Below are 12337 nucleotides of genomic sequence, written 5' to 3'. Positions count from 1 at the left end.
AACGTAGGAGCGAGCGCAGCTCGCGATGCGGCGCGCGGGCGGCGCTCGATCTCACAACCAACATCCCCCTAAAGGCATGCACCTCCAAACTGATGCACCTCGCGCCAAACAGAGCACCTCACAGCCAGTACGTCACCGCCCACCACCCCAACCCGCCCATCACCACGGTATAGGGCAGCGCCATCCACACCATCCGCCCGTACGACAGCCGGATCAGCGGCGCAATGGCCGAGGTCAGCAGGAACAGGAACGCCGCCTGGCCGTTCGGCGTCGCCACGCTTGGCAGGTTGGTGCCGGTGTTGATCGCCACTGCCAGTGTTTCGAAATGCTCGCGGCTCATGCTGCCATCGAGAAATGCCTGCTTCACTTCGGTGATGTAGATGGTGGCAACGAACACATTGTCGCTGATCGCCGACAGCAAGCCGTTGGCCAGATACAGCATGCCCGGTTGCTGTTCGGTCGGCAGCGTCAGTACCCAGCTGATCAATGGGCTGAACAGCTGCTGCTGATGAATCACCGCGACCACGGCGAAGAACACCACCAACAGCGACGTGAACGGCATGGCGTCCTGGAAGGCACGGCCCAGGCGGTGCTCGTCGGTGATGCCGGTGAAGGCCGTGATCAGCACGATCACCATCAGGCCGATCAGGCCGACCTCGGCCACATGCAGGCCCAGGCAGATGATCAGGACCAGTGCGGCGAGCCCTTGTACCCACAGCGCGATGCGCTGGGCCTGGGTACGCGCGGCATCGTCTTCGGCCGCATAGGCGGTCAGCACCTGGCGCACCGGTTCGGGCATCAGCGTGCCGTAGCCGAACAGGCGCACTTTTTCCAGCAGCACGCAAGTCACCAGACCTGCACCCAGCACGGGTAGCGATACGGGCGCGACCTTGAAGAAGAAGTCGACGAAGTGCCAACTCATCTCGTGGCCGATCAGCAGGTTCTGCGGCTCGCCCACCAACGTGCAGACGCCGCCCAGGGCGGTACCCACAGCGCCATGCATCAGCAGGCTGCGCAGGAAGGCGCGGAACTGGTCGAGGTCTTCACGGTGCAGTTGCGCAACGTGGTGGTCGCTGTCCAGTGCGCTCTCCTCGCGCGGGTTGGCCCCGGACGCGACGCGGTGGTACACCGCGTAGAAGCCGACTGCGGCGCTGATGATCACCGCAGTGACTGTCAGCGCATCAAGAAACGCGGAAAGAAACGCCGACAGCACGCAAAACAGCAATGACAGAATGGCCTTTGAGCGCACCCCAAGCAAAATGCGTGAGAACAGGAACAGCAGCAGTTCCTTCATGAAGTGGATGCCGGCGACCATGAACATCAGCAGCAGGAGTACCGGGAAGTTGTGCTGCAGTTCCTCGTACAGCGCCTGCGGCGTGGTCATTTGCAGCAGCATGGCTTCGATCAGCAACAAGCCACCGGGCATCAACGGGTAGCATTTCAGGGCCATGGCCAGGGTGAAGATGAACTCAAGTACCAGCGCCCAGCCGGTCGCAACCGGGCCAATGGTTACCAACAACAGCGGGTTGAGCACCAGAAACAGGCAGATGACCACCTTGTACCAAAACGGCGACTTGCCCAGAAAACCGTGGGCGAGAGCGCCGGTCAGGGGGCGTGACATAAATATGTATCCTTATAATTCAGCGATGGCGCACGGTGCCGGATCTGCGCGTCTTAGGCAAGGTGTACAGTCCCGTTTTTGGCACAAGTACGGCCATTGGGCTGGGTTACCATCGGTGGCATGAACCTTTTACCCACAGGAGTGCCGCCCGTGACCGAGTACAGTGCATTCAAGGTCGAACTGACCGATAGCATCGCCCACGTTCAGATCAACCGCCCGGAGAAGGTCAACGCGATGAACGCGGCTTTCTGGGAAGAGATCCTCGACATCTTCCAGTGGATCGATGACACCGATGCCGTGCGTGCTGTGGTGATCAGCGGTGCCGGCAAGCATTTCTCCGCCGGTATCGACCTGATGATGCTGGCTTCGCTGGCCGGGCAGATGGGCAAGGACGTGGGCCGCAATGCACGCTTCCTGCGCAAGACCATCCAGCGGCTGCAGGCCTCGTTCACCGCCGTGGACAGGTGCCGCAAGCCAGTGCTGGCGGCGGTTCAGGGCTATTGCATTGGCGGGGCCATTGACCTGATCGCCGCCTGCGACATGCGCTACTGCAGTGTTGATGCACAATTCTCGATCAAGGAAATCGACATGGGCATGGCTGCCGATGTTGGCACATTGCAACGTTTGCCACGCATCATCGGCGACGGCATCATGCGTGAGCTGGCGTTTACCGGGCGCAATGTCGAGGCTGACGAGGCGTTGCGTATCGGCCTGGTCAACCGAGTCTATGATGATCAGGCCGCACTGATGGACGGCGTCTTTGCCATCGCCCGCGAGATTGCCGCAAAATCGCCGATCGCTGTGGCCGGCACCAAGGAAATGCTCAGCTATATGCGTGACCATCGCATCGACGATGGCCTGGACTACATTGCCACCTGGAACGCCGCAATGCTGCAGTCCGAAGACCTGCGCGTGGCTGTGGCGGCGCACATGAGCAAACAGAAACCGACGTTCGCCGACTGATCGGGCCGGGGGACGCGCAGTAAAGGAACCCCCGACATGTCAGCACGCTGGACTACCGCAGTACTCGACCCACAGATGACCGGGGGGCTGGCCGTGGCCCGCAGCCCTGAAGGGTTTCTGGTGGACGCCAACGGCGCGCTGTTCCCCCGCGACTGGCTCAAGCGCCAGGACCTCGACGTGCTGTGCGAACACGGCATCGGCCACTTTGACGGCCAGCCGGTATTTTTGCTGGAACTGCGCAGCGCCACCGATGTGCCCGGCTGCAGCTGGCGCGGCCTGCGTGCGTTCATGCTCGAAGGCGACTCCGACACCTACAAGGTGCTGGGCTATGCCGCACAAATCGGCACCTGGGCCCGCGAGCACCGCTTCTGCGGCAGTTGCGGCCAGGCGATGACGCAAATTCGCTGGGAGCGGGCGATGTACTGCCAGCCCTGCGACCTGCGCAGCTATCCGCGTATTTCACCCAGCATGATCGTGCTGGTGACCCGCGGCGATGAAATCCTGCTGGCGCGTTCGCCACGCTTCGTCACCGGGGTGTACAGCACCTTGGCAGGCTTTGCCGAGCCGGGTGAGTCGGCCGAAGACTGTCTGGTGCGCGAAGTGCGTGAAGAAGTGGCGGTGGAGGTGCAGAACATCCAGTACATCGGCAGCCAGTGCTGGCCGTTCCCGCATTCGATGATGCTGGGTTTCCATGCCGAGTACGCCGGGGGCGAGATTGTGATGCAGCCGGACGAGATCGAGGACGCCAAGTGGTTCAGCGTTCACGACCTGCCGCCGCTGCCGGCCGGGCGGTCCATTGCCCGTTACCTGATCGATCTGTATGTTGCGCGGCGGCTGGGCTGTGATATCCCTGCTTTCCCGTCCTAGCTGCAGTGAACAATGTGCTCCGACTAGGCGCAGGGCGCAGGCAATGGTCATTCCATTGCCAAAGCCGCTCAGGCCTGCCCGAACCAGTGTTGCCACGCTAAGCGCACGGTCAACGCCAGCACCACGGTGATGAACACCGGGCGGATGAACTTGCTGCCACCGCTGATCGCCGTGCGCGCGCCGAAAAAGGCGCCGACCATCACCGACAGGCCCATGCACAGGCCAACGATGTAGTCCACCTGCCCGGAAATGACGAACACCGTCAGCGCCGCGATGTTGCTGACGAAGTTCATGCTGCGCGCCACGCCGCTGGCGCGTACCAGGTCGATGGGGTACAGCAGCAGGGTACTGACGGTCCAGAACGCCCCGGTACCCGGTCCGGCCACGCCGTCGTAGAAGCCCAGGGTGAAGCCTTGCGGCACTTGCCACTTTTTCCTGATCGGTGCATCGGCATCCAGCGGTGCCTTGGGCGTGCCGCCGAACAACAGGTAGATGCCACAGGCGAAGACGATCACCGGCAGCATCTTGTTCAGCCATTCGGCTGGCATGTAGTGGGCGATGACGGCGCCGAGCAGCGCCCCGGTCAGGGTGGCGAACAATGCCGGGCGCCACTGCGCCGGATGGAACAGTTTGCGTTTGTAGTAAGTGAAACTTGCGGTGGCCGAGCCGAAGGTGGAACTGAGCTTGTTGGTGCCCAGCACCAGGTGCGGCGGCATGCCGGCAGTGAGCAGGGCCGGAGTGGTGAGCAGGCCCCCGCCACCGGCGATGGCATCGATGAATCCGGCGACGAAGGCGACCAGGGCCAGGATCAGCAGGGTGAGGGGTTCTACGGTAAGTTCGAAGGGCATGGAGTTTTGGCAGGCAGGGAGGCAAGGAGGCGGCAAAGTGCCGCACTAGAAGGGAAGCATGGTAATCCTGGGGAAGGTGTGTTGCCAGTACCGGCCCTTTCGCGGGTAAACCCGCATAATCCCGTAGGAGCGGGTTCACCCGCGAATGGGCCGATACTGGCGAAAACATCAACTACGGATAAACGCCAGCAAATCCGCATTGATCACATCGGCATGGGTGGTCGGCATGCCATGCGGGTAGCCTTTGTAGGTTTTCAGCGTGCCATTGGGCAGCAGCTTGGCCGACAGCACCCCGGAATTCTCATACGGCACGATCTGGTCGTCGTCGCCGTGCATCACCAGCACGGGCTGCTTGATGCCCTTGAGGTCCTCGGTGAAATCGGTCTGGGAAAACGCCACGATGCCATCGTAATGGGCCTTTGCACTGCCGATCATGCCTTGGCGCCACCAGTTGCCAATGATGCCTTCGCTGGCTTCGGCCCCAGGGCGGTTGTAGCCGTAGAACGGCCCTGCTGGCACGTCCCGGTAGAACTGCGCCCGGTTGCTGGCAACCTGGGCCTGGAAACCGTCGAATACCGACTTGGGCAGGCCACCGGGGTTGCCGGGGGTTTGCACCATCAAAGGGGGTACGGCCGCGATCAGCACGGCTTTGGCCACCTTGTCTTCAGGGTGCCGAGCCATGTAGCGCACCACTTCGCCGCCGCCGGTCGAGTGGCCGACATGCACGGCGCCCTGGGTGCCCAGGTGGGCGACCACTGCGGCTACGTCGTCGGCATAGTGGTCCATGTCGTGGCCGTCCCATACCTGGCTGGAGCGGCCATGGCCCCGCCGGTCGTGGGCGACCACGCGGTAACCCTGGGCGAGGAAGAACAGCATCTGCGCGTCCCAGTCATCGGCACTGAGCGGCCAGCCGTGGTGGAAGTGGATCACCGGCGCATCGCGCGGGCCCCAGTCCTTGTAGAAGATCTGTACACCGTCCTTCGTGGTTACATAGCTCATGGTCGTGTCTCCTGGGTGCAGGAAGCGAAGGGAGCTATTGAGAATAGGAGGAATTTTGGCGGGTATCAGGAAGTTGTATTGCCTGTGCGGGCCTCTTCGCGGGTGAACCCGCTCCTACACTGTGAGGTCCCTTTCACCCGCGAAGAGGCCCGCACAGGCAATCCTGATGCCCTTCAGACACGGTCGCGCATGCGGTACCAGGCTTTTGCCGCAGCTTCCAAAGGCGCAGCCAGCAGGTCGCCGCCGGGGAAGCGGCCGTTGTCGATGCCTTGGTACAGCGCCAACAGGTCTTCATCGCCGAGAATGGCATCGCTGACCGCACGCGCCGCCGCCAGGGTCGGCAGTACGCCATGACCGGAGAAGCCCTGCAGCCAGTAGCGCTGGCCCTCGCGACCGACGTCCGGGGTGCGCTTGATGCTGCAATCGATGTGGCCGCCCCAGGCATAGTCGATGGCCACCCCGGCCAGTTGCGGGAACACCCGCTCCAGGTACGGGCGGGTGGCACTGGCGACGTCCTGGGGAATGCCGCCCAGGTAGGTGCAGCCACCGCCGAACAGCAGGCGGTGGTCCGGAGTGAGGCGGAAGTAGTCGGGTACGAACTGGTTGTCGATCACGCAACTGTTGCGAGGTAATAGCGAATGGGCAAAGTCGGCATCCAGAGGCGCAGTGGCTACCTGGTAGGAACCGACGGGCAACAGGCGGCGCGACAGGCCCCGGTCAAGGCGGTCGATGTAGGCGTTGCAGGCCAGCACCAACACCTGGCAGCGAACTTCGCCACCGTCGGTGCGGGCGACATAGCCGTCGCGAGCCTGCTGGTAGCTGAGCACCTGGCTCTGTTCGTAGATTCGCCCGCCAGCAGCCTCGATGGTGCTGGCCAGGCCTTGCGCCAGTTTCAGCGGGTTGAGGTGGGCACCTTTGGCGTCGTACAGCGCGGCCTGGTAGCGCGGGCTGTCGATCCATTGCGGCAACTCGTCACGGCCGATCAGGCGCAGGGCGTCGTAACCCCATTTATGCTCGGCATCATACAGGGCCTCTTCGAGCATTTTCACCCGGCGCGGCAATACCGCAGTCCACAGGCTGCCCTGCCGGTAGTCGATGTCGAAGCCGTGGCGTTGGGGCAGTTCGCGCATCTCTTCGGCGGCCCAGCACATGCTGGCCCATAGCCGTTGGGTGCGTTCCAGGCCAAGGGCCTGCTCCAGCGGCGGCATGTCGCACGACCAGCCCAACAGCGCCTGGCCACCGTTGCGACCAGAGGCCGCCCAGGCAACCCGGCTGGCTTCCAGCAGCGTTACGCGTTTGCCGGCCAGGGTCAGGCGCAGGGCAGTGTGCAGGCCGCTGAAACCGGCGCCGATGATCAGCACGTCGGTGTCCTCGGGGCCTTGCAGGGTAGGGCGTAATGGGATGTTGGCGGGGTAGGTCTGGGCGTAGTAACTGGCGACGTGCTGGGCGGATTGTTTGAACATGCCGGATTTTCCGTGAAAATTATTGTGTTTATTTTCATGAAAAGTTAGCAGTTAAATTTCACGCTGCCAATGTGTTGGTCGGGGTTTGTGGTTTGCCTGTTGTTAATGTGTTGCCTGGGCTGGCCTCTTCGCGGGTGAACCCGCTCCTACAGGGGGCACGCGCAGAGAGACCGGACGTGAGAAGGCGGAAATTTCAGGACGTTGCCTTTTTCCGCGGCTGCCGTGGCTTGCTCGGAGTTGCCTTGTTTCCGGCCGCTTTGCTTTTCCCACCTCCACCGCGACGTTTCTTCTTCCAGGGCGGGGCCGCCCCGGCCGCTGGCCCGCTGATGGTCATGCGCATGCCGCTGCAACGCTCGACCAGCTTGCCCATCCACGCCGACTGCCGGGCAACGAACTCTTCCAGGGGCATCTCGCCGCTTTGCACCATGTCCAGCGCCTGCTCCCAGATTGCCGTGGTACCGGGGTCGGCAATGGCCCGGGGAACGGCGTCGATCAGGCCGCAGGCCGCAGGTGTGGCCGACAGCGCCTTGCCGTTCTTTACCAGATAACCGCGGTCGAGCAGACCCTGGATAATGCTGGCGCGGGTGGCTTCGGTGCCGATGCCGGTGGTTTCCTTGAGCTTCTGCTTCAGCCGAGGGTCATCCACCAGCTTGGCCACGTTTTTCATCGCTTTGATCAGGTCGCCCTCGGTAAACGGCTTGGGCGGCTGGGTCCACAGGTCTTTCAGTTGCAGGCCGTGTACGTTGCAGTCCTGGCCTTCGCGCAGCGCTGGCAGCACCTGGGCCGGTGGTGCCTCGCGGCCTTTGGCCGGGGTCAGCGCCTCGGGCAAGGCGCGGCGCCAGCCCGGCTCGACAATCTGTTTGCCCACTGCACGCAGCGCATGACCGGCGCAGTCGAAGTCGGCCTGGGTGCGGTCGTACTCATGGTTGGGCAGGAACTGCGCCAGATAGCGGGCGCGGATCAGGGTATACACGGCCTTGTGCTTGGCCGGCAGGCGCGAGGGGTCGCTGGCAGCGGCGGTGGGGATGATGCCATGGTGAGCGCTGACTTTGGCGTCGTTCCACGCCCGCGAGCGGCGTTGCGGCTCCAGGTAGGGCTGCAGCGGCGCCAGGCTGGCATCGGCCCGTTGCAGGGCGGCGAGGATGGCAGGTGCCTCGGCGTGTTGGCTTTGTGGCAAATAGCCGCAATCGCTGCGCGGGTAGGTGATCAGCTTGTGGGTTTCGTACAGTGCCTGGGCAATGTCGAGGGTTTCCTGGGCGCCGAGGCCGAACTTTTTCGAGCACAGCTCCTGCAGGGTGCCAAGGTCGAAGGGCAGTGGTGCAACTTCGCGCACACGCTCGGTCGCTACCTTTACCGCTCGGGCAGTGCCGGCATGGCTTATATCGGTGGCGGCCTGCTGTGCCAGGCCTTGCTTCAGGCAGCGGCCTTGGTCATCGCAGGCGTCTTCGGGGGCGCGCCATTGAGCATTGAAGCGTTGGCCGGCGTGTTCCAGTTGTACATCGATGGCCCAGAACGGCACCGGCACGAAGTCGGCGATGCTGCGGTCGCGGTCGACCACCAGGCGCAAGGTGGGCGTTTGCACGCGGCCTACCGGCAGCACACCCTGGTAGCCGGATTGGCGGCCCAGCAGGGTGAACAGCCGGCTCATGTTCATGCCGATCAGCCAGTCGGCGCGGGAGCGGCCCAGCGCCGAGTGGTACAGGTTGAACGTCTCGTGGCCTGGCAGCAGGCGTGCCAGGGCCTTGCGGATGGAGGCGTCGTCCAGCGCCGACAGCCACAGGCGCTGCACCGGGCCTCGGTAGCGGCAATGCTCGACCAGCTCGCGGGCAATCATTTCGCCTTCGCGGTCGGCGTCGGTGGCAATCACCAGCTCCCGCGCTTCACCGAGCAGGCGCTTGACCGCCTTGAACTGGCTGGCGGTCTTGGGCTTTACCAGCATCTTCCATTTGTCTGGAATGATCGGCAGGTCAGCCAGGTTCCAGCGCTTGTAACGTTCGTCGTAGCTGTCCGGCGGGGCGGTTTCCAGCAGGTGGCCAATGCACCAGGTTACGCAGATGTCGGTGCCTTGCCAGCAGCCGTCGCCTTTGCGGTTGGCGCCGAGCACTTTGGCGATGTCTTTTGCCTGGGAGGGTTTTTCACAGAGGAACAGGCGCATGGCCGGGACGCTTTATCGGGGTGGTAGGCCATAGGATGCGCAAGCGGGGGCGCGGAGGCAAGTTTTATCTGGATGGATGTACAGTTTTTGTCAGGAGAAGTGTCTTTACCTGTGCCGGCCTCTTCGCGGGCAAGCCCGCTCCCACATGAATCGTATTCCCATGCAGGAGCGGGCTTGTCCGCGAAGCGGCCAGTGCAGGTTACGGATCAGACGCGCGAGTCGCGCACCATGTCCACATGCGGGATGCCAGCTTCGAGGAATTCCTCGCTGACTACGCGAAAGCCCAGCCGCTCATAGAACGGCGTGGCGTGTACCTGGGCGCTGAGCATCTGTTGTTTCAGGTCGCGGTTCTGCGCTTCGACGATGACCGCATTGACCAACGCATCGCCAACCTTCAGGCCACGCCAGTCCTTGAGCACCGAGATGCGCCCGATGGTACCGTCGGCCAGCAGGCGCGCAGTACCGATTGGATAGTCGCCTTCCAGGGCCAGGAAGTGCAGGGCATCCTGGTCTTCCGAATCGAACTCCAGCTCTGGCGGAATGTGCTGCTCGGCGACGAACACGGCTTCACGGATACGGCGGATGTCGGCGTTGTCTTTGTGCCAATCGGCGAGGCGAACGCTGATCTTATTCATTGGCGAATCCCAGGCTCCCTTGTTTGACCAGCTGCTGTACCAGCATAAGGCCATCTTCGTCCTGCAGCCACTCGGCCAGGTTGTCGATGTGCAAGGCGTCGGCCGCGCATACCAGCTTCAGCAGCTCGCGCAGTTTGCCGGGCAGTGGGCAACTACGGCCGCTGGCGAACAGCAGCAGGTCATCTTCGAATTCGGACCAGGCCAGGCGTGCGCTGGGGTTGCGGATCAGGATGGCGCCCTGCTCAAGAGCGTCGATCAGTTCTTCCTCGCTCAGCTCTTCGCCAACGATCTGCTCGGGGTAGCGCGGCTCGGTCATGAACTGGCCGAACCAGGTCAGCAGCAGGTCCTTGTCGCCCATGTGCTTGTCGAGCAGCGCCTTGAGGCGGTCGAGGGCATCGTGCTGGATCTGGTGCGGGTCGCTGACCGGCTGGGCGTCGGCGTCGCTGTAGCGCTCTTCGTCGGGCAGGAACTGGCCGAGGAAGTCGGTGAAGTGGGTCAGCACTTCGGCAGCGCTCGGTGCGCGGAAGCCGACCGAGTAGGTCAGGCAGTCATCCACGGCTACGCCGTAGTGGGCCAGGCGCGGTGGCAGGTAGAGCATGTCGCCGGGCTCCAGGGTCCACTCTTCACTCTGCTCGAACTCGGCCAGGATACGCAGGTCGGCGTGCTCCAGCAGCGGGCTGTCACTGCTGCACATCTGGCCGATCTTCCAGTTGCGCTGGCCGTGGCCTTGCAACAGGAACACATCGTAGTTGTCGAAGTGCGGGCCGACGCTGCCACCCGGGGTGGCGAAGCTGATCATCACGTCATCGATACGCCAGCTGGGCAGGAAGCGGAAGTTTTCCAGCAGTTCGGCCACTTCCGGAACGAACTGGTCAACGGCCTGTACCAGCAGTGTCCAGTCTTTTTCCGGCAGTTCGGCGAAGGTGTCTTCGCTGAACGGGCCGCGGCGCAGCTCCCACGGGTGCGCGCCGTGTTCCAGCACGATACGCGACTCGACTTCGTCTTCCAGGGCCAGGCCAGCGAGTTCATCGGGGTCGATCGGGCTGATGAAGTCCGGGAAGGCCTGGCGCACCAGCAGCGGCTTCTTCTGCCAGTAGTCGCGCATGAATTCGCGGGCCGAGATGCCGCCGAGCAGCTGCAGTGGAGTATCAGGATTCATGTTCAACCTATTGAAAAAACGTAATTTTCGTACGGGAATAAAAACGCCCGGCCAGGCCGGGCGTTGTACGCGACGCTCAGCTTAGATGCGTTTGGCCTGGGCTGCCGCGTTACCGATGTAGGTAGCGGGGGTCAGCTGCTTGAGCTCGGCCTTGGCTTCGGCTGGCATGTCCAGGCCGTCGATGAAGGTCAGCAGCGCTTCTGGGGTGATGCCCTTGCCACGGGTCAGCTCTTTGAGCTTCTCGTAAGGGTTTTCGATGTTGAAGCGGCGCATCACGGTCTGGATCGGCTCGGCCAGCACTTCCCAGCAGGCGTCCAGGTCGGCGGCGATGCGAGCCTCGTTGACTTCCAGCTTGCCGATGCCTTTCAGGCTGGCCTCGAAGGCGATCACGCTGTGGGCAAAGCCCACGCCCAGGTTGCGCAGCACGGTGGAGTCGGTCAGGTCACGCTGCCAGCGCGAGATCGGCAGCTTGCTGGCCAGGTGCTGGAACAGCGCGTTGGCGATACCCAGGTTGCCTTCGGAGTTTTCGAAGTCGATCGGGTTGACCTTGTGCGGCATGGTCGACGAGCCGATTTCGCCGGCGACGGTCTTCTGCTTGAAGTAACCCAGCGAAATGTAGCCCCACACATCACGGTCGAAGTCGATCAGGATGGTGTTGAAGCGGGCGATGGCGTCGAACAGCTCGGCGATGTAGTCGTGCGGCTCGATCTGGGTGGTGTACGGGTTGAACTGCAGGCCCAGTTCGTCTTCGATGAAGGCGCGGGCGTTTTCTTCCCAGTCGATCTGCGAGTAGGCCGACAGGTGGGCGTTGTAGTTGCCCACGGCGCCGTTGATCTTGCCCAGCAGCGGTACGGCGGCAACCTGGGCGATCTGGCGCTCCAGGCGATACACGACGTTGGCCAGTTCTTTACCCAGGGTGGTCGGCGAAGCCGGCTGGCCGTGGGTGCGCGACAGCATTGGCACTTCGGCGTGGGCGTGGGCCAGGGCGCGGATGGCGTCGGCGACCTGGCGCATCAGCGGCAGCAGCACTTCGTCGCGGCCGGCGCGCAGCATCAGGGCGTGGGACAGGTTGTTGATGTCCTCGCTGGTGCAGGCGAAGTGGATGAACTCGCTGACCTTGGCCAGCTCAGGCAGCTTGGCGGCCTGCTCCTTGAGGAGGTATTCAATGGCCTTGACGTCGTGGTTGGTGGTGCGCTCGATTTCCTTGACGCGCTCGGCGTGCTCCAGCTTGAAATCGTTGGCCAGGCTGTCCAGCAGGGCGTTGGCTTCGGCGGAGAACGCCGGCACTTCGCCGATTTGCGGGTGGGCGGCCAGGCGCTGCAGCCAGCGCACTTCGACCAGAGCGCGGAAACGGATAAGGCCGAATTCGCTGAAAATGGGGCGCAAGGCCTGGGTTTTGCCGGCATAACGGCCGTCTACAGGGGAAACCGCAGTGAGCGAAGAAAGCTGCATGGGGTGTTCTCGGACAGTCAGGCTTTTGGAAGGGCGCATATCATACATGAAAAATGCGCCCAGGTCGGGTGGCTGACCAAAGGTCGGCCCAAATTTGGATCGGGTGGCAGACCCTGTGGGAGCGGACATGCCCGCGAACACCGGCGTAGCCGGTGCCATACACCGCGTCGCCTGC

General features: G+C 63.2%; 10 protein-coding genes. 2 read left to right on the top strand and 8 right to left on the bottom strand.

The genetic code is table 11. From position 1 onward, the window contains the following. Positions 1 to 118: 118 nt before the first annotated feature. The gene (nhaB, locus tag ACF8EA_RS25205) at positions 119 to 1621 is read right to left on the bottom strand and encodes a sodium/proton antiporter NhaB (RefSeq protein WP_021782138.1); all 1503 of its coding nucleotides are present in this window, start codon (positions 1619 to 1621) and stop codon (positions 119 to 121) included. 150 nt (positions 1622 to 1771) lie between these two features. On the opposite strand from nhaB, the gene ACF8EA_RS25200 reads away from it, so the two are divergent. Beyond that, complete coding sequence (locus tag ACF8EA_RS25200) at positions 1772 to 2584, top strand: crotonase/enoyl-CoA hydratase family protein (protein WP_103469822.1); 813 nt, start codon at positions 1772 to 1774, stop codon at positions 2582 to 2584. A 36-nt stretch (positions 2585 to 2620) separates the two neighbouring features. Further along, positions 2621 to 3451: an NAD(+) diphosphatase gene (gene nudC / locus ACF8EA_RS25195; RefSeq protein ID WP_101196164.1), complete on the top strand. Its 831-nt coding sequence runs from the start codon at positions 2621 to 2623 to the stop codon at positions 3449 to 3451. Between the two features lie 68 nt (positions 3452 to 3519). Here the strand turns inward: nudC and ACF8EA_RS25190 are convergent, their stop codons facing one another. From ACF8EA_RS25190 to purB, 7 genes are all read right to left on the bottom strand, one after another. Beyond that, positions 3520 to 4299, bottom strand: a complete 780-nt coding sequence (locus ACF8EA_RS25190) for a TSUP family transporter (protein ID WP_103469820.1) — start codon at positions 4297 to 4299, stop codon at positions 3520 to 3522. Positions 4300 to 4467: 168 nt separating this feature from the next. Continuing rightward, positions 4468 to 5298: an alpha/beta fold hydrolase gene (locus ACF8EA_RS25185; RefSeq protein WP_028697667.1), complete on the bottom strand. Its 831-nt coding sequence runs from the start codon at positions 5296 to 5298 to the stop codon at positions 4468 to 4470. Positions 5299 to 5471: 173 nt separating this feature from the next. Next, complete coding sequence (locus ACF8EA_RS25180; RefSeq protein ID WP_392523643.1) at positions 5472 to 6761, bottom strand: NAD(P)/FAD-dependent oxidoreductase; 1290 nt, start codon at positions 6759 to 6761, stop codon at positions 5472 to 5474. 193 nt (positions 6762 to 6954) lie between these two features. Beyond that, positions 6955 to 8916, bottom strand: coding sequence for a DNA topoisomerase III (locus ACF8EA_RS25175; protein WP_392523641.1), 1962 nt, complete (start codon positions 8914 to 8916; stop codon positions 6955 to 6957). Positions 8917 to 9122: 206 nt separating this feature from the next. Further along, on the bottom strand, positions 9123 to 9551 hold the full coding sequence (locus ACF8EA_RS25170) for a GNAT family N-acetyltransferase (protein ID WP_392523640.1): 429 nt from the start codon (positions 9549 to 9551) through the stop codon (positions 9123 to 9125). After that, complete coding sequence (locus ACF8EA_RS25165) at positions 9544 to 10710, bottom strand: cupin domain-containing protein (RefSeq protein ID WP_019750912.1); 1167 nt, start codon at positions 10708 to 10710, stop codon at positions 9544 to 9546. The genes ACF8EA_RS25170 and ACF8EA_RS25165 overlap by 8 nt, the downstream gene beginning before the upstream one ends. 81 nt (positions 10711 to 10791) lie before the next feature. Next, the gene (gene purB, locus ACF8EA_RS25160) at positions 10792 to 12162 is read right to left on the bottom strand and encodes an adenylosuccinate lyase (protein WP_003251234.1); all 1371 of its coding nucleotides are present in this window, start codon (positions 12160 to 12162) and stop codon (positions 10792 to 10794) included. Positions 12163 to 12337: the final 175 nt, after the last annotated feature.

Source organism: Pseudomonas sp. YQ_5, from assembly GCF_043103305.1.
Lineage (GTDB): Bacteria > Pseudomonadota > Gammaproteobacteria > Pseudomonadales > Pseudomonadaceae > Aquipseudomonas > Aquipseudomonas putida_Y.
The sequence above is the reverse complement of the archived record's forward strand: the minus strand, read 5'-3'. Positions and strand labels throughout refer to the sequence as shown.